Raw genomic sequence first — 26,705 nt, forward strand, 5'->3', positions numbered from 1 at the left:
CGCGCCCCATGAGACAAAGACCGGAGAAAGAACCATGAGACAAGCCGTTATCGTCAGCACCGCACGTACCGGGATCGGCAAGGCTTACCGGGGCAGCCTGAATGCCACCAAGTCGCCCACCCTTGCCGGCCACGTCCTGCGTCACGCGGTCGACCGGGCAGGTGTCGAAGGCGGAGAAATCGAGGATGTGGTGCTGGGGACGGTCCTGGCCGCCGGCACAGCGGGCATGAACCTCGCCCGAAACGCTGTCTTCGCCGCCGGTCTGCCGGCCGAAGTTGCCGCCCAGACGATCGACCGCCAGTGCGCCTCCGGCCTCATGGCGATCGCGACAGCGGCCAAGCAGATCATGGTCGATGGCATGGATATTGTCGCAGCCGGCGGTCAGGACAACATCTCCGCCGTCCAGGACCGCTACTTCAAGTGGGCGGTCGAGGAAATGGACCCCGCAGTGACGGCCCATGCCGCGCATGCCTACATGCCGATGCTGAAGACAGCCGAGAACGTTGCCCGGAAATATGGTGTCAGCCGCGAGGCTCAGGACGAATATTCGCTGTCCTCGCAGCAGCGAACGGCCGCGGCACAGGCGGCAGGGCGTTTCGATGACGAGATCGTGCCCTTTTCCACCCGCATGGCCGTCAAGGACCGCGAAACGGGTGAGATCGCCATGCATGATGTCACGCTGGATCGCGACGAGGGCAACCGTCCGCAGACAACGCTGGACTCCCTCTCGTCGCTCAATCCGGTGATCGACGGCGGGGTCATCACGGCCGGCAATGCCAGCCAGTTGTCGGACGGCGCATCGGCCTGCGTGCTGATGGAAGCAAGCGTTGCTGAGAAGCGCGGCCTGGCGCCGCTTGGTGTCTATCGCGGCATGGCGGTGGCCGGGTGCGCTCCTGAAGAAATGGGTATCGGGCCGATCTATGCCATCCCGAAACTGCTAAAGCAGCATGGCCTGGGCGTATCCGACATCGACCTTTGGGAACTCAACGAGGCCTTCGCGGTCCAGGCGCTCTATTGCCGTGATCACCTCGGCATCGATCCGGAGATCTACAACGTCAATGGCGGCGGCATTTCGATCGGCCATCCCTACGGTATGACCGGCGCGCGCCTCGTCGGCCACGCGCTGATCGAGGGTCGCAGGCGCAAGGCGAAAAACGTGGTCGTGACCATGTGTGTGGGCGGCGGAATGGGCGCGGCGGCTCTGTTCGAGGTCTTTGCCTGACTGAGACACGCATCGTCCGGTTTAACAGAAGGAAAATCAATGATGAATTTCGCCGCGTACGAAACGCTCGCCTTCGAGCGCCGGGATCGTATCCTAACGGCCATGCGATGGGTCTCGGTGCGACGGTCGGGCTTTTCTGCGGTGTTATCTTCATGTCGGACCCGGCTCGGATTGCCTATCCGCATGTCTTGATGGGACTGGTGGCCGGCGACGGCGGGGCGGTCATCTGGCCGTAATTGATCGGCTTCGCACGTGCCAAGGAATATGTAGTTGCGGGCGATCCCATCGGTGCAAAAGACATCGCACGCATAGGACTGCATACCGTACCGAATGAAGATTTCGACCATCGCGTGGCTGAATTCGTTGACCGAATTGCGGCCAGAGTGACCAGGACTGTTTCCTGGTCAAAGGTCTCGGTGAACATTGCCCTGCGCCAAATCGCCCATTCCGTCCTTGATGCTTCGCTGTCCTACGAGGCGCTGTCCAGCGCCCTGCCGCAGCATGGAGAAGCAATAGCTGCCTTCCGAGAAAAGCGCGGCCCGGATTTTGTTGGGCGCTAGGAACAGGCGCGGGTAAGACGCTGATGCTGTCGCTGAGCATGTGACGCCGATCAGCGCGCACGACGTTCTGGATAGTGCGCGAACGATGGTGTGACGCGAATAATATGGAGTCTATTGCAGGTCTAGTCGTTTGATCCGTATTCTATCTAAATAATTGAAATATATATTTTAATATTTGACTCCCCGGTCCGGATTCGAACCAGCGACCCAATCGGTCAAAAGCTAGCAATCTTTCCACATCGCCTCAGCCAATCCTTTCGCCGTTTCTTCTGCAGCTTTTCGGACAGGGTCGTCGCGGAGGTGGCCATAGCGTGCGGTGGACGTGGCCTGTGAATGGCCGAGGAGCTTGCCGACAATCGGCAGCGAAAGCCCGGCCGAAGCACCTGTCGCTCCAAACGTATGGCGTAAATCGTGGATCCGAACTCCGGAGAGCCCAGCATACCGAGAAATCGATCGCCATGGGCGATTGAGATCGTGACGCGGGCGGGCCGGATCACTGCCCGGAAAAATATATGGCCCGACCTTGTCCAGGGAGAAGATGACCTCCAAGGCAGGTGAGGGGAGTATGACGTGCCGAACGCCGGTTTTGCCAAATACGCGAAGCAGACCGTGCTCCATGTCGAGATCCTCCCATTTGGCATGGAGAATTTCCCGCAGCCGAGCACCGGTGAACAGCAGGCATCGCAAAGCAGCAACGGCGATCGGATCGATGATTTCCTTTTGATTTGCCAGGTCTTTGGGGAGGTGCTTGTGGCCAGGTTTGCTTTCGCCGACATCCCAGGGAATGCCTTCTGTCTCAGCTACCAGGAAGGTATGGCCGAGGCGCGCCAGTTCGGCCTGCGAAAGATACCTTTCCCGTTTGATTTCCTTGAATGCCCGTATCGACCGTGTCGGATTATTCTCTTCTGCAACCAACCCGGCATCGGACGCTGCCCGCCAAAGCGTGCCGATAAACTCGACGACGCGATTGGCAGTCACAGGTTTGGTAAGGCCGATCTTCGCGTGAAGCGCTGAGACATCAGCTTTGGAAAGATCAGACAGCTTCCTGCGACCGATCGCCGGCGACACATGGTTCCGAAGGTACCCTTCGTAATTTTTCAACGTGCTTGTCCTCAGGCGTGCCTGTTGCGGTTGGGACATGGCGATGTCCAGGGCGCGCTTTAGGAAGTCAGTTGCAAAGTCCTGCACAATTGGCATCTTCCGGATGGCGGTGCGTCTAGCCGCTGGATCATCGCCCAACTGGACATTGGCAAGGACGGTCGCGGCTCGCCTTCGGGCTTCCTCTGCAGTGAGGGCGCCGCTTTTTCCGAGAATGAACCGACGGACGGGCGCGCCGCGTCCGCTTCCCGCGCGGTACTCAACACGAAACGTGATGGTTCCATCCGTGTTGCTGCGGGCCTGGAAGCCCTTCAACTCGCTGTCACGCAGGACGGATCCTGCCGGCCTTGTTCTGAGATCATCGATCGCTTTCTTGGTGATTTTCGCCATGTCGCTATCGCTCTTGTTTTCCGCCGTGTCGTCACCGTGTCGTCACCGATGCGAAAACGTGTTCAACAATAGGAAAGCGCCATCATCAGAAAATGCAATAGAAACAGAATGATAAAGAAACCTGAGAAAAGCCGGGTAATTCCCAGAAAGTTTGAAAACCAAGGCTCATAACCTGAAGGTCGCAGGTTCAAATCCTGCCCCCGCAACCAAATTCCCCCAAACCCAGGCCATGTCGCCGGCGCGAAAGCTTCGCTTGCCAATGGCGAGGCAGCTCGTCGTCCTTCGGACCATAACCTGAAGGGTCCGAAGGACGGTTCAAATCCTGCCCCCGCAACCAGCACAAACGCCGCCCGCAAGGGCGGCTTTTTTGTTGGTCACGGGTCCAGGACGCGCGCCTTCCCACGGGCCCGCAAGCCGGCAACGTCCGGCGCGGCGGGACAGAAAACCACAAATCCTGCCTCCGCAACCAAGATTTACCCGTGTTGCCGAACGCTTGCGCGCCGCCCTCCGGGGCGACTTTTGCGTTTCCGGTCATCGGGTGAGCCAATATGTTGGCCGAACTAGCAGCCAGTTTTCACAATTCGCTGGTCGTTCGAATTTGACGATACGGTCGCTGGCAGTTGCCCGCCATGCAGGGCAGGGCGGTGTGCAGCCATGGCCGTGGCCTTGCGGCAGCGATCCATGCAGGGCGCAGTCGATCCGACGCAAAGTCTTCTCCGAGACGGCAGGGCCCTGGCCTGCTTCAATGCGCCCCTCCGTAAACGATTGCGGCTTCAGCGGGAAATGCCCTGGGGTGCCGGACGGGCTTCGGCCAGGTCGTTCCAGACCTTCTGGTCCGTCAGCCTGCCCTCAACCACGGTGAAGCGGTCGATGAAACGGATACCGTCGAAGGGCGTTCCGTCGGGCCATTCGCCGGCCAGGGTTCCGAAACAGTAGACGATCACGCCGCCGGCTCCGACAGCCTCGTCGAAGGCCTCGTAGGTCTTGCGCACGAAGCGGTAGCGCGCGCGGCCCCATTCCACCAGTTCGGCGAGGCTCGAAAAGCGGGCCGGGCCGGGAAATGTCATGGTGAAGCCCTCTGCCAGGAAACCCTGCGCCCGGTCGAGGTCGCGGGCTTCCATGGCCGCCAGGAAATCGCGAACAATGTCGGCGCCGGCCGGTTTCGGCGCGCCGGGCACGCGCGACTGGCGCCCCCGCATGTAGCCGGATGGCGTCACCTCTTCCAGGATCACCGTGATGCCGTCGAGCGGCGCATCGATCGTGGCGCGCACGGCGTCGGTCAGGCGTTCGCAAAGACGGCGCTTCGTCCGGTCGTCATAACCCTCGATCAGCGTGGTGCGAATGACGGGCATGCGATCTCCTCCGGTTTGTCGATTGACATAATGGTATAATGACATACCATTAACCGCAATCCTTCTGGAGGCAGCATGGACTATCCGGGCATCGAGGACAGCGGGGAACGGGTTCGGCCGCGCAACACGGCTGCCAAGCTGGATGTCCATGGCCGCGTTCCGCTCTACCACCAGATATTCCTCATCCTTCGCAACAGGATCTACAGCGGCGCGCTCGGACCGGGCAATCTCGTTCCCGGCGAGCAGGAGCTTTGCGGCGAGTTCGGCGTCTCGCGCATCACCGCCAAGCGGGCCCTGAACGAACTGGCCGATGCCGGCCTGGTGGTGCGCGAACGGGGACGTGGCACCCGGGTGGTCATGCGCCCGCCGGCGCCCGCCGTCACCTCCTCCATCGAGGGCTGGCTTGAAAACATCTCGCTGATGGGCGCGGCGACCGAAGCCCGGGTGCTTGATTTCGCCTATGTTCCGGCCAACGACGAGATCGCCGCGGCGCTGGACCTCAATGCCGGATCGGACGTGCAGCGGGCAGAGCGGGTGCGCCTGCTCGACGGTGAGCCGATGTCCTTTCTGGTCACCTATGTGCCCGCCGCGATCGGCCGGCAATACGAGCGCGCCGACCTGGAAACGACGCCGCTGCTGCAATTGCTGGAGCGCGCCGGCGTGAACGTGGCCTCCGCGCGCCAGACGATCTCGGCAGCCTTGGCCGACGACTATGTCGCCAGTTCGCTGAACATCCACCCCGGAGCGCCGCTGATCGAGGTGCGCCGGGTGGTGCGCGACGCCCGCGAGCGCGCGGTGGAATACATCCGGGTGCTCTACCGGCCCGATCTCTACCGATACGAAATGTCCATGCGCCGCATCCGCGAGAAGGACGGCGCGCGCTGGACCACGGCATCATCGTCTCCGGCCCCCCACGGAGCGAAAGAACCAAGGGAACATTCGGGGAAACGGCAGAACAACGGTTAGACAGGAGGTTTTCATGACCGGGCATACTTTCAGGCGTGGCGTCGATCGCCGCCAGTTTCTTGCAACGGGTGCCGCCGCGCTAGGCGTCGGCATCACGGGCTTTCCGGCCGTGCTCAGGGCGCAGGCACAGACGGTGAAGATCGGGCTGATCCACCCGGTCACCGGCTTCATCGCGTTCTCGGGCACCCAGTGCCGCGAGGGCGCCATGATGGCGATTGCCGACATCAACGCGGCCGGCGGCATCAAGTCGCTTGGCGGGGCCAAGCTGGAAGCGGTTCTCGGCGACAGCCAGGGCAAGCCGGAGCTTGGCGCGGCCGAAGTCACCAAGATGGTGGAAGGCGGCGTGAACGGCATCGTGGCGGGCTACTCCTCGGCCATCTCGCTGGCGACCTCGCAGGAAGCGGCCAAGACAAACACGCCGCACGTGGTCGATGTGGGCGTATCCGACCAGATCGTCAGCCGCGGCCTGGCCAACACGTTCCGCTTCGCGCCGGGCTACGGAAAGATCGCGCAGTTCGCCGTCGACAATCTCGACAAGATCAACCAGGCATCCTCCTCGCCGGCCAAGTCGGCGATGATCATCCACGAGGAATCGCTGTTCGGCACGGGAACGGCGGACCTCTTGTCCAAGGCGCTGCCGGAAAAGGGCATCGAGGTGATCGATGTCATCAAGCACGCCAATCCGACGCGCGACTTCACCAACATCGTGCTGCAGATCAAGTCGAAGAAGCCCGACCTGATCATCCCGGCCAACTACTACAATGAATACGTTCTGCTCGCCCGCACGATGCGCCAGCAGAAGGTCGAGGCCAAGGGCATCTACTCGGTGCTGGGCGGCGCGGCGTCCAGCCCGAAATTCGTGGCCGAGTTCCCGGAAGCCGCCGAGCAGATCATGGACTGCAATCACTGGTACGATCCGACCTCCGACCTGGCGCTGGCCCGCAAGAAGGCAGCCGAGGACAAGGGGCTCATCTACACCTACGAGGTGTTCCTGGCCTACAACGCGGTGGCCTTCCTGGCCGATGCGATCGAGCGGGCGGGTTCCACCGACAAGGACGCGGTGAACGCGGCCATGGCGTCGTCCACCTTTGCCGACCATGGCATGCCCTACGGCCCGACCAAGATGGTCAACGGCCAGAACGAGGGCGCACAGCCCGTCAACACGCAGGTGCAGAACGGCGCCATCGAGGTGATCTATCCGGAGGACTTTGCCTCCGCCAAGCCGATCTTCCCGATGACGCTCTGAGCAGGGCCACAGTCCGGCCGGGTCCCGCCAGGGGCGCCCGGCCGGTTTCGTTTCCCCCAACCGGACGGACCCATGCCGGATCTCGCCATCATCATACCGTCGGTTCTCAACGGGCTGACAACCGGTGCGCTTTACGCCCTGATCGCGCTGGGGCTGACGCTGATCTACGGCGTCCTGCACATCATCAACTTCGCCCATGGGGCCCTTCTCATGGTCGGGCTCTATGCCGTCTGGTTCCTCAATACCCGGCTCGGCATCGACCCGTATGTCGCGCTGCTGATCGTGCCGCCGGCCATGTTCGCGCTCGGCTACGGCCTGCAGCGCGGCATCATCGGCCGGTCGAGCCACGGGCGCGACGAGAACATCCTTCTGGTCACGCTCGGCCTGTCCATCGTCATCGAGAACCTTGCGCTGTTCGTCTTCCGCTCCGACACGCGCATCATCGACACGCCCTATTCCTTCGAGACGGTCGAGTTCCTGGGCGCCTTCCTGCCGCTGCCCAAGGTGATCGCCTTTTTCGGCGCGGTGGTCACGGCGGCCGCATTGTGGCTCCTCATGGCACGCACCGATCTCGGCCGCGCCATCCGGGCGCTGGCGAAGGAACGCAAGGGCGCACAACTCGTCGGCATCGACGCCGATCATGTCTTCGCCATGAGCTTCGGGCTGGGCATCGCCTGCCTCGGCGTCGCCGCCTGCCTGCTGCTGCCGAGCTACTACGTGACGCCGCAGGTGGGGCACGGCTTCGTGCTGATCGCTTTCACCATCGTGGTGCTGGGCGGCATGGGCTCCTTCGTGGGCGCCTTCCTCGGCGGTCTCATCATCGGCGTGGTGGAGGCGCTGGGTGGCCTGTTTCTCGGCGAGAGCCTCGGCCAGATCGGGATCTTCGTCATCTTCATCCTGGTCCTGATGTTCCGGCCGCAGGGCCTGCTGGGCCACAAGGTGTAAGCCATGCGCCAGCTTGTCCTCCTTCTCGCCGTCTTCGCCGTGATCGCCCTGGCGCCCTTCGTCATCGCATCGGAATTCAGCCTGAACCTGGTGATCATGGTGCTCTATGCCGCGCTGCTCGGCCAGGCATGGAACATCCTTGGCGGCTATGGCGGCCAGTTCTCCTTCGGCCATGCGGCCTATTTCGGCACGGGCGCCTACACGGTGGCGGTGCTCCAGGTGCAGCTTGGCGTCAATCCGTGGATCGGCCTGGTGGCGGGCGGCGTGCTGGCCATCGGCGTCGCCGCGTTCATCGGCCTGGCGACATTCCGGTACGGCCTGCGCGGCTCCTATTTCGCGCTGGTGACGCTTGCCTTTGCCGAAGTCCTGCGCATCCTGTCCAACTCGGTGGATTTCACCGGCGCCGGTGTCGGCATCCTCATTCCGCTGGCACCCGGGGCGGCCAACCTGCAATTCGAGACGAAGGCGGGCTATTTCTTCCTTGTCTGGACCTTCACCCTGGCGGCTTTCCTGGCGGTCTGGTGGATCGGTCATTCCCGCTTCGGCGCATCGCTGGCGGCCGTGCGCGACAACGAGGAGGCGGCGCGCGCGCTCGGCGTCAATGCCTTCCGCGTCAAGATGGGCGCGATCATGCTGTCGGGCCTGTTCAGCGGGCTGGCGGGCGTGTTCTACGCGCAGTATTTCCTCTATCTCGATCCCTATATCGCCTATGGCCCGGCCATTTCCGTGGAAAGCCTGCTGGTGCCCATCATCGGCGGCATGGGCACGCTGTTCGGTCCGCTGCTCGGCGCGGCCGCGCTGCATGCGGTCTCGGAACTGACGCGCGAGATCATCGGCGAGGTGCCCGGCATCAGCCTCGTGCTCTATGGCGCGCTGCTGGTGGTCATGGTCATGTTCCTGCCGCGCGGACTGGCGGGTCTTGGCGAACGCCTGTTCGCGCGGCGCAGGCCGAAGGCAGGGGAGACGGGCCATGCTTGAGGTCAAGGGCATCTGCAAGGCCTTCGGCGGCGTCCAGGCATCGCGCAATGTCTCGCTGACCGTGCCGGAGGGAAGGATCACCTCGCTCATCGGACCGAACGGCTCCGGCAAGACGACGCTGTTTGCGCAGATAACCGGGTTTCAGACGCCGGATTCCGGCCAGGTTTCCTTTATAGGAAGGGACATCACGGGGGAGGCGCCGGAGACGATCGCGCGGCTTGGCATGGTGCGCACCTTCCAGATCGTGCAACCCTTTGCCGGCCAGACCGTGCGCGAGAACATCGCGGTCGGCGCGCATCTGCACCGGGCCTCGCGGCGCGACGCGCTGGCCCATGCCGAAGCCGTTGCAAGCCGGGTGGGGCTTGGCGACCGGCTTGATCTGGATGCCGCATCGCTGACGGTGGCCGGACGCAAGCGGCTGGAGGTGGCCCGCGCGCTGGCGACCGACCCGAAGCTCATCCTGTTCGACGAGGTGCTCGCCGGGCTCAACCCTTCGGAAATCCGCGACGTCATCCCGGTCATTCGCGACATCTGCGATTCCGGCATCACGATCTTCATGATCGAGCATGTGATGCAGGCGGTGATGAGCCTGTCCGAATACACATGGGTTCTCAACCAGGGCGAGGTGATCGCCGAGGGCGAGCCGGCCAGCGTGGTGAAGGACGAGCGGGTGATCGAGGCCTATCTCGGAAAGGGCATGGCGCAGCGCATCGCCAAAAGGCAGGTGGTCCATGCTTGAGGTCCGGGCGCTCAGGGCTGGCTATGGCGCGGTGGAAGTGCTGCGCGGCGTCGATCTCGACATTGCACGCGGCGAGATCGTGGCACTGCTCGGCTCAAACGGCGTCGGCAAGACGACCTTCGCCGGCGTGCTGTCCGGTCTGGTGCCGGCCTGGTCGGGGACGGTGATGTTCAACGGAACGGCGATCGCCGGGCTGGGCGCGGGGCGCATCGTCGATCTCGGCCTGATCCACGTGCCGGAAGGCCGCCATGTCTTTCCCAACCTGACGGTGCGCGAGAACCTGGAACTGGGCGCCTATCGCCGCGCCAAGGCAAACCGAGCGCGCAATATCGACCATGTCGTTTCCGTGTTTCCGCGCCTGAAGGAGCGCTTCGGCCAGAAGGCGGGCACGCTTTCGGGCGGCGAACAGCAGATGCTGGCCATCGGGCGCGGCATGATGGCGGAACCGGAACTTCTCATTCTCGACGAACCCTCCATCGGGCTGTCGCCGCTGCTGGTGGAGGAAATGTTCGACCTCATCGGCAATCTGAAGCGCGAGGGTCTAACCATCCTGCTGGTGGAGCAGAACGTGCTGCAATCCATGGAGATCGCCGACCGCGCCTTCGTGATGGAAAACGGCCAGATCAGGCTCTCGGGAAAACCGGCCGACCTGATGGATGACCCGGACCTGCAACGCGCCTATCTGGGGCTGGCATGATGGGAATGACGCTTGCACAGAAGATCATCGCGCGTGCCGCCGGACGCGACAGCGTGACCCCGGGCGAGGTGGTGACCGCGCGGGTCGACCTTGCCATGATCCACGATTCCGGCGGGCCGCGCCGCGTCGAACCGATCCTGAAGGAGCTTGGCGCGGGGCTGTTCGACAAGGACAAGGTCGTGCTGATCTCGGATCATTTCGTGCCGGGCGAGACCGACGAGGGCGCGCGCATCCTGGCGCTGACACGGCAATGGGCGCAGGAGCGCGGCGTCGCCTTTCATGACGGCGAGGGCATCTGCCATGTCGTGCTGCCGGAAAAGGGCCATCTTAAGCCCGGCATGTTCGTGGTCGGCGGCGACAGCCATTCGCCGACCGGCGGGGCCTTCGGCGCCTACATGTTCGGCATCGGCGCCACCGAAATGGCGGGCGTGCTGGCCACCGGCGAAATCTGGATCAAGGTGCCGGAAACGATCCTGATCGAGTGGCAGGGCCGGCTGGGTCCGGGGGTGACGGCAAAGGACATGATGCTGGCCTCCTGCGCGCGTCTCGGCATGGATGGCGGGCAGTACCAGGCGATCGAATATGCGGGCGAGGCGGTGCGGGCGCTCTCCATGCAGGAGCGCATGACGCTGTCCAACATGGCGGCTGAACTCGGCGCGCAGGCGGGACTCATCGCGCCGGACGGGACGACGGCGGCATGGCTGGCGGACATGGGCGGCGATGCCGGCGACTGGCACTGGCTCTTCACCGACGCGGATGCGCCGCTGTTGGCGGATCACGTGTTCGATGCTTCGGCGCTGCAGCCGCAGGCCGCAGCGCCGCATTCGCCGGCCAATTCCGCGCCGGTGGACGAGGCCGGCAAGGTGGCGGTGGATGTCGCCTATATCGGCGCCTGCACGGGCGCGAAATATGAGGACCTGAAGGCCGCGGCGGCGATTTTCAAAGGCCGCAAGGCGGCTGCTGGCGTGGAACTGCTCGTCGCGCCCGCCTCGAAGGCTGACCAGGACAGGGCGCAGGCCGAGGGCATCATGGCCATCCTGGAAGAAGCGGGCGCGCATATCCTGCCCAATGCCTGCGGCATCTGTGCGGGCTATGGCACCCACCGTCTCGGCGAGAACGTGACCTGCATTTCCTCCACCGCGCGCAATTTCAAGGGGCGCATGGGTGCGGCCTCGTCGAAGGTGTGGCTCGCCTCTCCCTATACGGTGGCGGCGTCCGCGGTGGCCGGCCGCATCACCGATCCGCGCGCCATGCTGGGGGAGACAGGCGCATGACGGGGCGCATCTTTCTCTTCGGCGACGATATCGACACCGACCAGCTTGCGCCGGGGCAATACATGCGCGGCGGGATCGCGGACCTGGCCGCGCATTGCCTGGAAGGGGTGCGGCCGGATTTCGCCGCGGCGGTCAGGCCGGGCGACGTGGTGGTGGCGGGCCGCAACTTCGGCATGGGTTCCTCGCGCGAGCAGGCGGCGGAAGCCTTGCGCCACCTTGGTGTCGCCGGGGTGGTGGCGCGCTCGTTTGCCGGCATCTTCTACCGCAACGCCATCAACCTGGGGCTCCCCGTTCTGACAGCGCCGGACCTGGCCGGCGTCACCGATGGCGAAACCGCTGTCCTGGACGTGGATGCAGGCGTCCTGCACCTGCCCGGTCAGGAGCGGGCGGTGGCCCTCGACCCGTTGCCGGACAACCTGAAGGCCCTGCTCGCCGATGGCGGGCTCGTGCCGCACCTGAAGAAGCGTTTCGCGGCCGAAAAGGAGGACCGCCGGTCATGACCATGAGCCTCAGGCAACGGCTTGCCGAGCCCCGCATCCTGGTTGCGCCGGGCGTCTATGACGCGCTGTCCGGTCTGATCGCCGAACAGGCCGGCGCGGAAGCGGTCTACCTGTCGGGTGCTTCCATCGCCTATACGCGGTTCGGCCGGCCCGATATCGGTCTCGTTTCCATGAGCGAGGTGGCCGACACGATCGCCGTGCTGCGCGACCGCATCGCATTGCCCATCGTGGTGGATGGCGATAACGGCTTCGGCAATGCGCTCAACGTGCAACGCACGGTGCGGGTCTTCGAGCGCATGGGCGCAAACGCGATCCAGCTCGAGGACCAGACGCTGCCCAAGCGTTGCGGCCATCTGGACGGCAAGACGCTGGTGCCGCTCGCGGAAATGGCGGGCAAGATCCGCGCGGCCTGCGATGCGCGGGCCGATGACGGGACGCTGATCATCGGGCGAACCGACGCCATTGCCGTGGAGGGCTTCGAGGCGGCGCTGGACCGGGCGGAGGCCTATCTGGAAGCCGGCGCCGACATGCTGTTCGTCGAAGCGCCGCAGTCGCTGGACCAGATCGGCCGCATCGTCCAGCGCTTCTCGGGCCGCGCACCGCTGATGGCCAACATGGTGGAAGGCGGCAAGACCCCGGCGCTCGATGCCGGGCAATTGCAGGAGGCGGGCTTCTCCTTCGTCATCTTTCCCGGCGGCGTCGTGCGGGCCATCGCGGCGACGGCGCGCGACTATTACGCCAACCTGCTGGCTTCGGGCTCGAATGCGGGTTTCCGCAACCGCATGTTCGACTTTGCCGGACTGAACGACCTGATCGGGACGCCTTCCATGCTGGAAGAAGGCAAGCGCTATGACGGAGACAAGGGGCAATGAATATCGACGCCGTGACGCTGGCGATCCTGAAGGGCAGGCTTGAGCAGATCGCCGACGAGATGGACGCCACCCTGTTCCGCTCCGCCTTCAACCCGATCATCGCGGAAGCCCATGACGCCTCGCACGGCATCTATGACGCGGCGACCGGCGAGACGCTGGTGCAGGGCAAGTCCGGCCTGCCGATCTTCGTCGGCGTCATGGCCTTCGCGGTCAAGGCGGTGATCGACAAGGCGGCGAAGACCGGCGGCATCCGCGAGGGCGACGTCTGGATCTTCAACGACCCGTATGACGGCGGCACGCATCTGTCCGACTTCCGGCTGGTCAAGCCCGTCTTCCGCAATGGCGAGGTGTTCTGCTTCCTTGCCTCGGTCGGCCACTGGCACGATGTCGGCGGCAATGTGCCGGGCAACTACAACCCGGTGGCGACAGAGAGCTTTCAGGAGGGCATGCTGATCCCGCCCGTCAAGCTCTATGACCGGGGCGAATGGCGCCAGGACATCGTCGACATCCTGTCGGCCAATTCGCGCCTGCCCCTGTCGCTCTATGGCGATCTCAACGGCCAGATCAACGCGCTCGACCTGGGAGAGAAGCGTCTCCATGCGCTGATCGACGACTATGGCGATGCCACCGTCGCCACCTGCCTTGGCGAGTTGAAGGCGCGCGCGGCCCAGATGATGCGCGCGCAGATCGCGGCGCTGCCCGACGGCACGGTCTCGGCGGAGGATTTCCTCGACAATGACGGGATCGTGGACGAACCGCTGAAGATCGCACTCGACATGCGCATCGAGGGCGAGCGCATGGTGCTGGATTTCTCGCGTTCCTCGCCGGCCTGCGCCGGACCGGTCAACATCTCGCGTTCGACGACGATTGCCGCCTGCTACGTGGCGCTCAAGCATGTGTTCGGCGACGTGCCGGCCAATGCCGGGGTGCTGGAACCGGTCGACTTCCTGATCCCGGAGGATTCGCTGCTCTCGGTGAAGGCGCCCAAGCCGGTCGGCGGTTATACCGAAACGATCCTGCGGCTGATCGACGTGGTGTTCGAGGCCGTGGCGCAGATCGCGCCGGCGGACGCCATGGCCTGCGCCTACGGCACCATCAACGCGCTGTCGCTGGCCGGCCACCGGGCCAACGGCCAGCGCTGGGTGATGTTCTCCTTCTTCGGCGGCGGGCACGGCGCGCACGGGCGCGGCGACGGTCTCAATCACGGCAATGCGCCGATCTCCACGGCGACCATCCCGCCGCTGGAAATCCTGGAGGCCGCCTATCCGGTCTGTTTCAGGCAATGGGCGCTCAGGCCCGATTCGGGCGGGGCGGGCGAGCATCGCGGCGGCCTTGGCGCGATCTACGAGATCGAACTGCTGGAAAAGGGGGCCGACGTCTTCCTGTTCGGCGAACGCGGCAAGTTCGCCCCGCGCGGCGTGGCTGGCGGCGGCGACGCGGCGGCCAACCGCTTCACCTACGCGCAGGATGACGGGATGCATGTGCCGCCCATGGTGTCCAAGATGATCGGCATCAAGCTGAAACAGGGCCAGACGGTGCGCCTTGAGACTCCGGGCGGCGGCGGGCATGGCGATCCGGGCAAGCGGCCGGCGGCGGCCATCGCCCGCGACATCAGGCTCGGCTATGTGAGTGCGGACGCGGCCGCGCGCGATTACGGCTATTCAGCCGGCAAAGGGGAGGCCGGCGAATGAGCGGGCGTATCGTGATCGGTGTGGATGTGGGCGGCACCTTCACCGACATTTTCGTTCTCAACGAGGCGTCCGGTACGGTGAAGACGGGCAAGGTGCCCTCGACACGCGGCGACCAGTCGAAAGGCTTCGTCGAGGGCATTGGCGGGCTGGTGCCGGACTTCGGAAGCATCGGCACCGTGGTTCATGGAACGACCGTGGGAACGAATGCGCTGCTTGAACGCAAGGGCGCGCGCACCGGCATCATCACCACCACGGGCTTTCGCGATGTGCTCGAAATGCGCCGCCGCGACCGGCCGACCACCTGGGGCCTGAAGGGATCGTTCGAACCGGTGGTGGAACGGCCCGACCGCGTGGAGGTGGATGAACGGGTGCTGGCCGATGGCACGGTGCGGCTCGCCGTCGATCCGGAGGCGGTGAAGGCAAGGGCGAGGGCGCTCAGCGATGCCGGTTGCGAGGCGGCCTGCGTCTTCTTCATCAACGGCTATGCCAACGATGCGAATGAACGAATCGCGGTGGAAGCTGTGCGCTCGGTCTGGCCGAACGCGCATGTGACGGCAGCAACCGAGATCCTTCCGGAAATCCGCGAGTTCGAGCGGCTCTCCACGGCCACGCTGAATGCCTATCTGCAACCGGTCGTGTCGTCCTATCTCGACCGGCTGGAAACCGGGCTCAAGGACCGGGGTTTCAGCGGCGACGTGCTGATCGTGCAGTCCAATGGCGGCGTCATGTCGGTGGAGACGGCCAAGCGCTATCCCGTCCGCACCGCGCTTTCCGGTCCGGCGGCCGGGGTGATCGCGGCGACGGCGATTGCCAAGGCCGCGGGCTTCGACAACATCATCACCTGCGACATGGGCGGCACGTCCTTCGACGTGTCGCTGGTGGCCGGCGGGGAAGCGGCGCTGGCCGCGCAAACGGCCATCGACTTCGGCATGGTGGTGCGCACGCCGATGATCGAGATCACCACCATCGGCGCCGGCGGCGGTTCCATTGCCTCGGTGGACAAGAGCGGGCTCCTGCAGGTGGGGCCGGAATCGGCGGGTTCCGATCCGGGGCCGGTCTGCTACGGGCTCGGCAATGACCGGCCGACGGTGACGGACGCCAACCTGGTGCTGGGCCGCATCAATGCCGCGCGGCCGATCGGCGGCAAGCTGGACCGCCTCGACGTGGAGGCCGCGCGCGCAGCGATTGCCCGCGTCGTGGCGGAGCCGCTCGGCCTCTCGGTGGAGGATGCGGCGGAAGCAATCCTGAAACTCGCCAACGCGAAGATGGCGGGCGCCATCCGCCTCGTCTCCATCGAGAAGGGTCACGATCCGGCCCGTTTCGCGGCCATGCCGTTCGGCGGCGGCGGCGCACTGCATACCGGCGCGCTGATCAAGGAAGTGGGCCTCGGCTCGGCGCTGGTGCCGCGTTTCCCGGGCGTCACCTCGGCGCTGGGCTGCGTGGTGGCCGACATGCGTCACGACCGGGTGCAGACGGTCAACCGCCTGCTCGACCAGATCGACACGGGGTCGCTGGGCCGCGAGATGGAGACGGAAGCCGCAGCGATCCGCGGACTGCTGGAGGCGTCGGGCATCGCCTTTGCCGGCATCGACACCGTGCATGAACTCGACATGCTCTATCTCGGCCAGACGCACACTGTTTCAGTGACGCTGGAGGGGGCAGGCGCGGACCTGACGGCCGATGCCATCCGGGCGGCCTTCGAGCGGGCCTACCGGGCGGCCTATGGCCGCCTGCTCGACGGCATCCCGATGCGGGTGATGAACTACCGTGTCGCGGTGATCGGGCGCAGGCCGGATCTCGACATGGCCGTTTTCGCGCCGTCCGAAGGCAGACCCGCAGCGGCCTGCCGCACCGGTACCCGCACGGTCTGGTGCGACGGCGCGGCGCATGAGGCGGGCGTCTACGAGCGGCTCGACCTGGCGGTGGGCGAGCGCATCGCCGGTCCGGCGCTTCTGGAACAGGCGGACACGACCATTTTCGTCGATCCGGGACTGGAGGCGCAGGTGGACCGTTTCGGCAACCTGGTGATCCGCCGCATGGAGGGGCGCGATGGCTGACATGGCAATCGATCCGGCCCGCACAGGGCTTCTGATCGTCGACCTGCAGAACGATTTCCTGCATCCTGACGGGGCCTATGCGCGCGGCGGCCAGACAAGCGAAGCCATTGCGGCCCTGCCTGCCCGCGTGAAGCCCGTTGCGGATGCGCTGCGCGCGGCCGGCGGCTGGGTGATCTCGACGCAGTTCACGCTGGTGCCGGGCAAGGGCGGCGAGCCGTTCATCTCCCCGCACCTGAAGGCCTTGCGGCCATTCCTGCGCAAGGGCGATTTCCAACCCGGCGCCTGGGGGCACCAACTGGTCGACACGTTGCAGCCGGCCGACCTGACGGTGGAAAAGGTGGCCTATTCGGCCTTCTACATGACGCGCATGGAATTCGTGCTGCGCAAGGCGGGCATCGAGACGCTGATGATCTGCGGGATCGTCACCAATGGCGGCGTGGCCTCGACCCTGCGCGATGCGCATGTGCGCGATTTCCGCACCATCCTGCTGACCGACGGCTGCGCGGCCTTCCGGCAGGCGGTGCACGACACGGCGGTCGCCGACCTCTCGACCATCGCCACGGCGATGACCTGCGCCGGCGCGGAAGCCATGCTGCGGGGTGGCTGAGATGGCGGGCCGCGTGGTTTCCGGCAGGCCGGACCGGGTGGACGCCGACGCCCGGGTGGTCGTCATTGGCGGCGGCGCCTGCGGGCTGACGGCGGCGCTGCGGGCACACGCCGAGGGCGCCGATGTGCTGGTGCTGGAACGCGACGGCTCGCCCAGCGGCTCGACCTCCATGTCGTCGGGTTTCGTGCCGGCGCCGGCGACACGGTTCCAGCGTGCCGCCGGGATCACGGACGACACGGCAGAGTTGTTCCTGGCCGACATCATGGCCAAGTCGAAGGGCAGGTCACGCGCGGACCTCGCACGGCTGGCAGCAGACAGTATCGGCCCGGCCGTGGAATGGCTGGGCGACCATGCCGGGATCGAATGGATCGTGCTCGACGATTTCCTTTATCCGGGCCATGCGCGCCACCGCATGCATGCCGTGCCCGAAAGGACCGGTGCCGCGCTGGAAGCGCGCCTGCTGGCAGCGGCGGAAGCGGCCGGAATCCCGGTCGTGACGGATGCGCGAGCCGACCGTCTGTTCATGGAGGGGGACAAGATCGCGGCGGTGGAGATCGAACGTCCCGGCGGCGCGCGCGAGACGATCGGCTGCGGTGCGCTCGTTCTGGCCTGCAACGGCTATGGCGGCAATCGCGACCTTGTCGCCCGACATATCCCGGAGATCGCTTCCGGCCTCTACTACGGCCATGCGGGCAATACCGGCGATGCGGTGTTGTGGGGCGAAGACCTCGGCGCCGCGCTGGATCATCTGTCCGGCTACCAGGGGCACGGGTCGCTGGCCCATCCGCATGGCATTCTCATCACCTGGGCGCTGATGATGGAGGGCGGCATACAGGTGAACCATGAGGGGCGACGCTTTTCCAACGAGCATGGCGGTTATTCCGAACAGGCCGTTCACGTGCTCGCGCAGCCGGGCGGGATTGCCTGGAACATCTACGACCGGCGCATCCATGACTTCGCGTTGTCCTTCCCTGACTATCGCGACGCGGTGGAGGCGGGCGCGATCCGCCAAGGCGAGAGCGCCGGAGACCTGGCAAGCCCAACGGGGTTGCCGGAAGAGGCTTTGGCCGAAACACTGAAGGCCGTGGCGGCGCTTCAGGCGTGCGAGGAAAACGACAGTTTCGGGCGCGATTTCAAGGGCAAGCCGGCGCTCAAGCCTCCCTACTTCGCGGTGAAGGTGACTGGTGCGCTGTTCCATACACAGGGGGGGCTGGTGATCAACGGCAGGGCGCAGGTGCTGCGGCCGGAGGGGACGCCATTTCCGAACCTGTTCGCCGGCGGGGGCGCGGCCTGCGGCGTTTCCGGGCCGGATGTCTCCGGCTATCTCTCAGGCAACGGACTGCTCACCGCCATCGGCTTCGGCTGGCTGGCGGGGGCATCGGCGGCAGCGGCCGCCTTGCCGGCCTAGTCGTCGATCCGGCGCTTGTCGGGCGCCTTGCGGCCGACATAGTGGACGATCTGGGCCGGGTCCGCGTCTGCCTCTTCCACGACGCCGATCATCACGCCCTTTCCGCCCGGTTTCTTGCGGGTGGCCAGCACTTGCGCATTGGGAACCGTGGTGCGCTGGGAGGGCCGGCGCGCCCAGGCGGCGAGTGCCGCGTAGAGCCGGTCGATGGTGGCGCGATGGGCCTCGCTGGCGCCAAGGTCGACAAGTTCGTCCGGATCGTCCCGCAGATCGAACAGCATGGGCCGGAAACCACCCTCGAAATGGATCATCTTCCACCGGGTGTCGGCGATCATGAACATGCGGGCCTCCGCCGGACCGAGGTTCAGCCGGTCCGCCAGCGGCGTCGTCGAATAGTCGAACTCGCAGATCACGTGGTCGCGTAACGGTCCTTCCTGCCGGCCATGGAGGAGCGGGACCAGCGAGCGGCCTTCAAGGATGTGGTCGACCGTGGCGGGATCGCCGCCGGCCACTTCCAGGAAGGTCGGCACAAGGTCTATGCACTCGACGAGTTCATCGCTGACGGTTCCGCGCGTGGCGTCCGCCTCCGGCGAGGGATCGTAGACGATGAGCGGCACCCGGACCGAGGCATCGTGGAAGAAGGTCTTTTCGCCCAGCCAGTGGTCGCCGAGGAAGTCGCCATGATCGGAGGTCACGACGATCATCGTGTCATCCATGCGCCCGGTCTTTTCCAGCCAGCCGAACAGCACGCCCATCTGGTCGTCGCACTGTTTGATCAGCCCCATATAGGCGCGCAGCACCTTCTCGCGCACGTCGTCGCGGGAGAAGGCGCGGCCCACAGGGGCATTCATGAATCCCTTGAAGACGGGATGGGCCTTGTCGAACTCGTCCTGGCTGCGCACGGGCGGCAGGAAATGCTCCGGGCCATACATGGCGTGATAGGGCGCGGGCACGATATAGGGCCAGTGCGGCTTGATATAGGAGAGGTGGCAGCACCAGGGCTTGTCGCCTTGCGCCTCGATGAATTCGATGCCGCGCCGCGTGAGATAGGGCGTCTCGCTGTCCTCTTCGGCGATGTTGGCTGCTTCGGCGGAATTCCCCAGGAACCAGCCGGACAGCACATTGCCCTCGTCGTCGACGCCGGAATTGGCGAAGTCATGCCAGGGATTGTCACTGTCATAGCCGCGCGCGCGCAGGTATTCGTTGTATTTCAGCGCGCCGCCCTCGTCGTAGAAACCGTCGGGTCCTTGCGGGCGCATGCCGTCATCGCGCTCGAAGACGTCGAAACCGCATTCGGCCATGCGCGCGCCGATCACGCTGTCAGGCGCCAGGCCGAGGCGGCGCATGCCTTCGGCATCGGCGGCCATGTGGGTCTTGCCGACCAGCCAGCAGTCCATGCCGGCATCGCGCAGATAATCGCCCATGGTGCGCTCGCCCACCTTCAGCGGCGCATTGTTCCAGGCCGCGCCATGACTGTGGACATAGCGGCCGGTATAGGTGGACATGCGCGAAGGCCCGCACAGCGGCGACTGGATCATGGCGCGGTTGAAGCGCACGCCGCGCGCGGCGAGCCGGTCGATGTTCGGCGTGTGCAGGTGGGGATGGCCATAGCAGGAGAGGTAGTCCCAGCGCAGCTGGTCGAACATGATGAAAAGGATGTTCTTCGCCTTGCCCATGCGCTTAGCCTTTGCCCCGTGCCGGTCCAGAACGTTGTGTGCACATCCGTGGCCATGGAAATCAAGGCCAAAGACGCCATCGGACCGGGCTTTGATGGCGCGGCGTTTGCCTGTGGCGGCATGCGCGGCGGTATGCTAGCTGGACGCCGGGCGCTGCCGTTCCTGTCACGGCGGACCGCCAATTCCCGACACGCCTGGATTAAGCGAGACACGCCGATGCAGACCCATATCCTCACGCTGAGCTGCGATGACAAGCCGGGCATCGTTGCCGCGGTGACGACGGAACTGGCCGCGATCGGCGCGAACATCGCGGAGAGCAACCAGTTCTGGGACCGCGATTCCAACCGGTTCTTCCTGCGCATCGCCATGGATGCGCCCGAGAGCCACGACCGCGAAGCCATCGAGCGGGTGCTGCGCCCGGTCTCGGACCGGTTCGACATGCGGCTGTCGGTTACCGATGCCAGGCGCAAGCCCCGCATCATCATCATGGTATCGAAGTTCGACCATGCCATGCTGCATCTTCTCTACCAGATCCGCGTCGGCTGGCTGGACGCCGAGGTCGTGGCCATCGTCTCAAACCATGAGGCGAGCCGGGCCACGGCGGAAGCGGCGGGCATTGCCTACCACTGCTGGCCGGTAACGAAGGACAACAAGGCGGAGCAGGAGGGCAAGCTGCTCAAGCTGGTGCACGAGACGGGCGCCGACCTCGTCGTGCTGGCGCGCTACATGCAGGTGCTCTCCGACACGCTGGCAAAGCGCTTGTACGGGCGGGTCATCAACATCCACCATTCCTTCCTGCCGTCCTTCAAGGGCGCGCGGCCATACCACCAGGCACATCTGCGGGGCGTGAAGCTGATCGGCGCGACCGCGCATTTCGTGACGCCGGATCTCGACGAGGGGCCGATCATCGAGCAGGAGACGGAACGGGTGAACCATGCCATGAGCGCGGAAGATTTCGTGGCGGTGGGCCGCGACATCGAAAGCCGGGTGCTGGCGCGCGCGGTCAAGCTGCACCTTGAACACCGCGTCATGCTCAACGGACACCGCACGGTGGTCTTCGGCTGAAACGGGCCACACGCCGCGGTGATTGACCGGGCGCGCGCGCTCGGATACCACTCCTTCCGTTCTCAGGGCGGGGTGCAATTCCCCACCGGCGGTGACAGCCCGCGAGCGCTTCCGGAAACGGAAGGTCAGCAGATCCGGTGAAACTCCGGAGCCGACGGTAACAGTCCGGATGGAAGAGAACCGCGGACAGGCAGGCCCTTCCCCGGCCGGCCTCTCCCTGGTCATGCTCTGGGACCTGATGCAACGACAAATGCAAGGGTTCCGCAATGTCACATTCCACCGCTTCCCACCGTATCGCCTTCATCAAGGCCCGCTGGCACGCCGACATCGTCGATCGTGCCCATGAGGGCTTCACCCAGGCCGCTTCCCGGCTGCTGCCGGGCGCTGCCATCGACACGTTTGACGTGCCCGGCGCCTTCGAGATGCCGCTGCTGGCGCGCAAGCTTGCCGGGACCGGCCGCTACGACGCGGTCGTTGCCGCCGCCTTCGTGGTGGATGGCGGCATCTACCGGCACGACTTCGTCGCCGGGGCGGTGATAGACGGCCTGATGCGCGCGCAGATGGACACGGATGTGCCGGTCTTCTCCGTCTCGCTGACGCCGCACAATTACCAGCCGGTCGAAGCCATGACCGACTTCTTCCGCGAGCATTTCGTCACCAAGGGCGAGGAGGCCGCCGAAGCCGTGCGCCAGGTGCTCGACCTCGATGCACGCATGGCCGGTGAAGCCCTGCAGAAGAGCGCCTGAAAGCTTATCGGGTCACCTCTTCCTGCTTGTCCTGCAGCCCCGCCCGACGGGGCTGCAGACGGGTTGCTTGACGGCAGGATTGAAAAAATTTTCAATATGCGCAAAAAAAATCATCTGCACGAAAGCGCGCTGGTGTATAAAGGGAATTGTCCACACTGGACGGTCAGGAGGAGGCAGCCATGACGACGCAGGCTGAGACGGTGGATCTGTTCGTGATTGGCGGCGGGATCAACGGCGCCGGGATCGCGCGCGACGCCGCCGGACGCGGTCTTTCCGTCGTGCTGTGTGAAAAGGACGACCTGGCGCAGGGCACGTCGTCACGCTCCGGCAAGCTGGTGCATGGCGGTTTGCGCTATCTGGAATATTACGAATTCCGCCTGGTGCGCGAGGCCCTGATCGAGCGCGAGGTGCTGCTCAACGCCGCGCCGCACATCATCTGGCCGATGCGCTTCGTGCTGCCGCACAGCCCGGAAGACCGCCCCGCCTGGCTGGTCCGTCTCGGCCTGTTCCTCTACGATCATCTCGGCGGGCGAAAGAAACTGCCCGGCACGCGCACGCTTGACCTTCGCCGCGATCCGGAAGGTGCGCCGCTGCTCGACCAGTACACCAAGGGTTTCGAATATTCCGACTGCTGGGTGGATGACGCCCGGCTCGTCGTGCTCAATGCAGTGGACGCGGCGGAGCGTGGCGCGACCGTGCTGACCCGGACCGCCGCCGTGACCGTTCGCCGCGAAGATGGCGCCTGGAGCGTGACGACGCGCAGCGAGGCGACCGGCGAGAGCCGGCAGTTTCGCGCGCGCTGCATCGTGAACGCCGCCGGGCCGTGGGTCATGGACGTGATCGGACGGGTGGCCGGGGCCAATTCCAGCCGCAATGTTCGGCTCGTCAAGGGCAGCCACATCATCGTGCCGAAATTCTGGAAGGGCGCGAATGCCTATCTCGTCCAGAACACCGACAAGCGGGTGATCTTCATCAACCCCTACGAGGGCGACAAGGCGCTGATCGGCACCACGGACATCGCCTATGAGGGGCGCCCGGAGGACGTCACTGCCGATGAAAGCGAGATCGACTACCTGATCGCGGCGGTGAATCGCTATTTCAAGGAAAAGCTGACCCGCGCCGACGTGATCCATTCTTTTTCCGGCGTACGTCCGCTGTTCGACGACGGGCAGGGCAATCCGTCCGCTGTCACGCGTGACTATGTCTTCGATCTCGACGAGACCGGCGGGGCGCCGCTGCTCAACATCTTCGGCGGCAAGATCACCACGTTCCGCGAACTGGCCGAGCGCGGCATGGGCAAGCTGAAACACGTGTTTCCGCAGATGCGCGGCGACTGGACCGAGCACGCGCCGCTGCCCGGCGGAGACATGGCCGGCGCGGATTTCGAAAATTTTCTCAACGGCCTGCGCGAAAGTCATCCATGGCTGCCGCGCACCCTTCGCGAGCATTATGCGCGGGTCTACGGCACGCGGACGAAGGCCATCGTCAAGGACGCGCGCGCTCTTTCCGGTCTCGGCCGGCATTTCGGCGGCCTGCTCTACGAGGCGGAGGTGCGCTACCTGGTGGCGAAGGAATGGGCGCAGACCCCGGACGACATCCTGGAACGGCGCACCAAGCATTACCTTCACCTGAGCGAGGCGGAAAAGGCGGCCTTCGCCACATGGTTCGAGAGCCAGCGCTTTTCCGACGCCGCCTGAGGGGACCGCCGCATCATGGGCCTGACGCTGTCGCTGAACACCAATCCGCTGGTCAACCGCTTCGCCGAGCCTGATGACCTGATCGAAACCGTGGCGCGCGACATCCGCCTGCGCGACCTGCAACTGACGCATGAATTCATCAACCCGTCCTGGCCGGCGCCGGTCATCCGCCGGCTGACACGGCAGATGGACATGGCCTGCCAGCGCACGGGCGTGCGGATCACCAGCGGCATGACCGGCCCCTATGGGCGGCTCAACCATTTCGGTCATCCCGATGCCGAGGTGCGGCGCTACTACGTCGACTGGTTCAAGACTTTCGCCGATATCATCGGCGATCTGGGCGGCGTGACGGTGGGCACGCAGTTCGCCATCTTCACCTATCGCGACTATGACGACCCGCAGCGGCGCGAAGACCTCATCCGCATTGCCATCGACTGCTGGGCGGAAGTCGCCGAGCACGCCAAGGCGGCCGGTCTGTCCTACGTGTTCTGGGAGCCGATGAGCGTGGGCCGCGAGTTCGGCGAGACGATTGAAGCCTGTCTCGCGCTGCAGGACCGGCTGACGGCCGCCAACATGGCGGTGCCCATGTGGATGATGGCCGATATCGACCATGGCGACGTGACCTCGGCCAATCCGGACGATTACGACCCCTATGCCTGGGCGCGCGCCGTACCGAAGGTGTCGCCGATCATCCACATCAAGCAGAGCCTGATGGACAAGGGCGGCCACCGTCCGTTCACCGCCGAGTTCAATGCGCGCGGGCGCATCCACCCTCAACCGCTGCTCGCCGCTCTGGCCGCAGGCGGGGCCGTCGACAACGAGATCTGCCTTGAACTCAGCTTCAAGGAGCGCGAACCGAATGACCGCGAGGTCATTCCGCAGATTGCCGAGAGCGTCGCTTTCTGGGCGCCGCATATCGACACGGGCGCGGAAAGCCTGAAACTCTGACGGGCGATTCGCCAACAAGGGAGGGGTGCCCGCCGGGCCGGCCATGACTCAGAGCTTTTCCTTTCGCACCGCCACGGAAATCCTGTTCGGGCGCGGGCAGGCAGAGGCCGCGCCGCAGCGCATCGCCGCCTTCGGCACGTCTGTCCTGCTGGTGCATGGATCGAACCCGCGGCGCAGCGCTGCCTTGGCGAACGGGCTTGTGGCCGAGGGCTGCCGGGTCACCGGCTTTTCCGTGGCGGGGGAACCGGATACGGACCTGATCGAGGCGGGCGTGGCGCTGGCGCGCGAGAGCGGCGCGCAAGTCGTCGTATCCTTCGGTGGCGGCGCGGTGGTCGATGCGGGCAAAGCGATCGCGGCGCTGGCGCCGGCGTCGCGGCCGATGATGGATCACCTGGAAGTGGTCGGCAAGGGCATGGCGCTGGAGACGCCGCCATTGCCCTTCATCGCCATGCCCACCACGGCCGGAACCGGGGCGGAAGTGACGCGCAACGCGGTGATCGGCGTGCCGGAACACCGGCGCAAGGTCTCGCTGCGGGACCCGCGCATGCTGCCCGACATTGCCATTGTCGATCCGGCGCTGACCGACGATTGCCCGCGCGACGTCACGCTGGCGTCGGGCCTCGATGCAATCACGCAGGTGATCGAGCCCTATCTGTGCACGCGCGCCAACGCGATGACGGATGCCCTGTGCCGCGATGCGATCCCCCGCGGCCTTCACGCGCTCAAGCGCCTGATGGAGGGCGAGCACGCCAGCGCGCGCGACGAGATGGCCTGGGTGAGCCTGTGCGGCGGAATGGCGCTGGCCAATGCGGGCCTTGGCGCCGTGCATGGCCTGGCGGGTCCGCTGGGCGGGCTTGCGGGTGCGCCGCATGGAGCGATCTGCGGCGTGCTGCTGCCGCCGGTGCTGGTCGCCAACCGGCGAGCGGTGGAGGACCCGGCGGTCATCGCGCGGTTCGACCAGGTGGCCGGATGGATCGGAAAGGCCTTCGGCCTGCCGGAGGGCATGTCGCTTGAAACGGCGGCGTCCGTGCTGGCGCAATGGTCGCGTGACAATGGACTGCCGGTACTGTCAGCCATGGGCGTGGATGCCGGCATCCGGACAAGTGCGGCGGAAGCGGCGGCGACGTCGTCGTCGATGAAAGCCAATCCGGCGGCCCTGTCAGCCGCCGATCTGGACGCGGTAATGCTGGCCGCCGGCTGACCGGCGCGAAGGCTTCTTTTTCGTCAGAGGATCGACTGGCCGCTGGCAGCCCAGTCCCTGGCGAACTGGTCCAGCCCCTTGTCGGTGAGGACATGGCGGGCAAGGCCCTTGATGACGCCGGCGGGGATGGTCGCCACGTCGGCTCCGGCGAGCGCGGCTTCCCTGACGTGGTTGGCCGAGCGGATGGATGCCGCGAGGATTTCCGTCTGGAATCCGTAATTGTCGTAGATGACGCGGATGTCGCGGATCAGGTCCATGCCGTCAATGTGGATGTCATCGAGGCGCCCGACAAAGGGCGAGATGAAGGTCGCGCCTGCCTTGGCGGCGAGCAGCGCCTGGTTGGCCGAGAAGCACAGCGTGACATTGGTACGGATGCCCTTCCGCGAGAAATGGCGGCACGCCTTCAGTCCGTCCAGCGTCAGCGGCAGCTTGATGACAACATTGCCGGCAATGGCGGCAAGATGTTCACCCTCGGCCACCATGCCGTCGAAATCCATGGCGGCGACTTCCGCCGAGACCGGCCCTTGCACCAGCGCCGCGATCTCGGCGATCACGTCCTTGAAGTCGCGGCCGGACTTGGCGATCAGCGACGGATTGGTCGTCACGCCGTCCAGCAGGCCGTAATCGTTCAGTTCGCGGATTTCGTCCACGATGGCGGTGTCGGCGAAGAACTTCATGGTTTTCTTCCTTGCAGGTGCTGGCCGCGATAGGGGGCGGCGGCATTGGTCTGGTCCGGTGTTCCGGCGCGGCAAGGCGATAGGGCAAAATGTGAT

The 26,705-nt window shown here is 65.4% G+C and carries 24 protein-coding genes and 1 riboswitch; of the genes, 20 read left to right on the forward strand and 4 right to left on the reverse strand.

The genetic code is table 11. The annotated features are described in order from the left end of the window. Nucleotides 1-34 precede the first annotated feature (34 nt). Both ACLB6G_RS09580 and ACLB6G_RS09585 read left to right on the forward strand, forming a co-directional pair. A complete protein-coding gene (locus tag ACLB6G_RS09580) occupies nt 35-1,222 on the forward strand; it encodes an acetyl-CoA C-acyltransferase (RefSeq protein ID WP_410355947.1) in 1,188 nt (395 codons plus the stop codon). Nucleotides 1,223-1,458: 236 nt separating this feature from the next. Next, on the forward strand, nt 1,459-1,782 hold the full coding sequence (locus ACLB6G_RS09585; RefSeq protein WP_410355948.1) for an enoyl-CoA hydratase/isomerase family protein: 324 nt from the start codon (nt 1,459-1,461) through the stop codon (nt 1,780-1,782). Between the two features lie 222 nt (nt 1,783-2,004). Here the strand turns inward: ACLB6G_RS09585 and ACLB6G_RS09590 are convergent, their stop codons facing one another. Next, a complete protein-coding gene (locus ACLB6G_RS09590; RefSeq protein WP_410355949.1) occupies nt 2,005-3,270 on the reverse strand; it encodes a tyrosine-type recombinase/integrase in 1,266 nt (421 codons plus the stop codon). Nucleotides 3,271-4,043: 773 nt separating this feature from the next. Beyond that, nucleotides 4,044-4,622, reverse strand: coding sequence for a tautomerase family protein (locus ACLB6G_RS09595; RefSeq protein WP_410355950.1), 579 nt, complete (start codon nt 4,620-4,622; stop codon nt 4,044-4,046). 75 nt (nt 4,623-4,697) lie between these two features. Here ACLB6G_RS09595 and ACLB6G_RS09600 point away from each other — a divergent pair, with 75 nt between their 5' ends. The 13 genes from ACLB6G_RS09600 (at nt 4,698) to ACLB6G_RS09660 (ending at nt 18,602) form a co-directional block, all read left to right on the forward strand. Continuing rightward, entirely contained in the window at nt 4,698-5,588 is an 891-nt protein-coding gene (locus tag ACLB6G_RS09600) for a GntR family transcriptional regulator (protein WP_410355951.1), read from the forward strand. 13 nt (nt 5,589-5,601) lie between these two features. After that, the gene (locus ACLB6G_RS09605) at nt 5,602-6,834 is read left to right on the forward strand and encodes an ABC transporter substrate-binding protein (RefSeq protein ID WP_410355952.1); all 1,233 of its coding nucleotides are present in this window, start codon (nt 5,602-5,604) and stop codon (nt 6,832-6,834) included. A 72-nt stretch (nt 6,835-6,906) separates the two neighbouring features. Then, nucleotides 6,907-7,779, forward strand: coding sequence for a branched-chain amino acid ABC transporter permease (locus ACLB6G_RS09610; protein ID WP_410355953.1), 873 nt, complete (start codon nt 6,907-6,909; stop codon nt 7,777-7,779). A 3-nt stretch (nt 7,780-7,782) separates the two neighbouring features. Continuing rightward, nucleotides 7,783-8,757: a branched-chain amino acid ABC transporter permease gene (locus tag ACLB6G_RS09615; protein WP_410355954.1), complete on the forward strand. Its 975-nt coding sequence runs from the start codon at nt 7,783-7,785 to the stop codon at nt 8,755-8,757. Continuing rightward, the gene (locus ACLB6G_RS09620; protein ID WP_410355955.1) at nt 8,750-9,496 is read left to right on the forward strand and encodes an ABC transporter ATP-binding protein; all 747 of its coding nucleotides are present in this window, start codon (nt 8,750-8,752) and stop codon (nt 9,494-9,496) included. Before ACLB6G_RS09615 ends, ACLB6G_RS09620 begins: the two co-directional genes overlap by 8 nt. After that, nucleotides 9,489-10,193 carry an ABC transporter ATP-binding protein gene (locus ACLB6G_RS09625; RefSeq protein WP_410355956.1) on the forward strand — a complete coding sequence of 235 codons (705 nt, stop codon included), beginning with the start codon at nt 9,489-9,491 and terminating at the stop codon, nt 10,191-10,193. The genes ACLB6G_RS09620 and ACLB6G_RS09625 overlap by 8 nt, the downstream gene beginning before the upstream one ends. A gap of 5 nt (nt 10,194-10,198) precedes the next feature. After that, entirely contained in the window at nt 10,199-11,467 is a 1,269-nt protein-coding gene (locus ACLB6G_RS09630; RefSeq protein ID WP_410355957.1) for a 3-isopropylmalate dehydratase large subunit, read from the forward strand. Continuing rightward, nucleotides 11,464-11,967, forward strand: a complete 504-nt coding sequence (locus ACLB6G_RS09635; RefSeq protein WP_410355958.1) for a LeuD/DmdB family oxidoreductase small subunit — start codon at nt 11,464-11,466, stop codon at nt 11,965-11,967. Before ACLB6G_RS09630 ends, ACLB6G_RS09635 begins: the two co-directional genes overlap by 4 nt. Nucleotides 11,968-11,969: 2 nt before the next feature. After that, complete coding sequence (locus tag ACLB6G_RS09640) at nt 11,970-12,839, forward strand: isocitrate lyase/PEP mutase family protein (RefSeq protein WP_410356415.1); 870 nt, start codon at nt 11,970-11,972, stop codon at nt 12,837-12,839. Further along, a complete protein-coding gene (locus ACLB6G_RS09645; protein WP_410355959.1) occupies nt 12,836-14,530 on the forward strand; it encodes a hydantoinase B/oxoprolinase family protein in 1,695 nt (564 codons plus the stop codon). The genes ACLB6G_RS09640 and ACLB6G_RS09645 overlap by 4 nt, the downstream gene beginning before the upstream one ends. Continuing rightward, on the forward strand, nt 14,527-16,587 hold the full coding sequence (locus tag ACLB6G_RS09650; protein WP_410355960.1) for a hydantoinase/oxoprolinase family protein: 2,061 nt from the start codon (nt 14,527-14,529) through the stop codon (nt 16,585-16,587). Before ACLB6G_RS09645 ends, ACLB6G_RS09650 begins: the two co-directional genes overlap by 4 nt. Then, nucleotides 16,580-17,194: a cysteine hydrolase family protein gene (locus ACLB6G_RS09655; RefSeq protein ID WP_410355961.1), complete on the forward strand. Its 615-nt coding sequence runs from the start codon at nt 16,580-16,582 to the stop codon at nt 17,192-17,194. The genes ACLB6G_RS09650 and ACLB6G_RS09655 overlap by 8 nt, the downstream gene beginning before the upstream one ends. Nucleotide 17,195: 1 nt before the next feature. Next, on the forward strand, nt 17,196-18,602 hold the full coding sequence (locus ACLB6G_RS09660; protein ID WP_410355962.1) for an FAD-dependent oxidoreductase: 1,407 nt from the start codon (nt 17,196-17,198) through the stop codon (nt 18,600-18,602). On the opposite strand, the gene ACLB6G_RS09665 is transcribed toward ACLB6G_RS09660, so the two are convergent. Further along, complete coding sequence (locus ACLB6G_RS09665; protein ID WP_410355963.1) at nt 18,599-20,275, reverse strand: sulfatase-like hydrolase/transferase; 1,677 nt, start codon at nt 20,273-20,275, stop codon at nt 18,599-18,601. The genes ACLB6G_RS09660 and ACLB6G_RS09665 overlap by 4 nt on opposite strands. 216 nt (nt 20,276-20,491) lie before the next feature. On the opposite strand from ACLB6G_RS09665, the gene purU reads away from it, so the two are divergent. From purU to ACLB6G_RS09690, 5 genes are all read left to right on the forward strand, one after another. Next, nucleotides 20,492-21,340, forward strand: coding sequence for a formyltetrahydrofolate deformylase (gene purU / locus ACLB6G_RS09670; RefSeq protein WP_410355964.1), 849 nt, complete (start codon nt 20,492-20,494; stop codon nt 21,338-21,340). A 54-nt stretch (nt 21,341-21,394) separates the two neighbouring features. After that, a riboswitch (FMN riboswitch) is annotated at nt 21,395-21,525 on the forward strand. Nucleotides 21,526-21,606: 81 nt separating this feature from the next. Then, nucleotides 21,607-22,086 (forward strand): 6,7-dimethyl-8-ribityllumazine synthase, encoded by a 480-nt coding sequence (locus ACLB6G_RS09675; RefSeq protein WP_410355965.1) that lies wholly within the window; start codon nt 21,607-21,609, stop codon nt 22,084-22,086. Nucleotides 22,087-22,265: 179 nt separating this feature from the next. Next, nucleotides 22,266-23,783, forward strand: a complete 1,518-nt coding sequence (locus tag ACLB6G_RS09680) for a glycerol-3-phosphate dehydrogenase (protein WP_410355966.1) — start codon at nt 22,266-22,268, stop codon at nt 23,781-23,783. A gap of 15 nt (nt 23,784-23,798) precedes the next feature. Continuing rightward, nucleotides 23,799-24,731: a TIM barrel protein gene (locus ACLB6G_RS09685; protein ID WP_410355967.1), complete on the forward strand. Its 933-nt coding sequence runs from the start codon at nt 23,799-23,801 to the stop codon at nt 24,729-24,731. A gap of 43 nt (nt 24,732-24,774) precedes the next feature. Continuing rightward, the gene (locus tag ACLB6G_RS09690; RefSeq protein ID WP_410355968.1) at nt 24,775-25,932 is read left to right on the forward strand and encodes an iron-containing alcohol dehydrogenase; all 1,158 of its coding nucleotides are present in this window, start codon (nt 24,775-24,777) and stop codon (nt 25,930-25,932) included. A gap of 23 nt (nt 25,933-25,955) precedes the next feature. Here the strand turns inward: ACLB6G_RS09690 and fsa are convergent, their stop codons facing one another. After that, entirely contained in the window at nt 25,956-26,609 is a 654-nt protein-coding gene (gene fsa, locus ACLB6G_RS09695; protein WP_410355969.1) for a fructose-6-phosphate aldolase, read from the reverse strand. Nucleotides 26,610-26,705: the final 96 nt, after the last annotated feature.

Source organism: Zhengella sedimenti, from assembly GCF_046506625.1.
Lineage (GTDB): Bacteria > Pseudomonadota > Alphaproteobacteria > Rhizobiales > Rhizobiaceae > Zhengella > Zhengella sedimenti.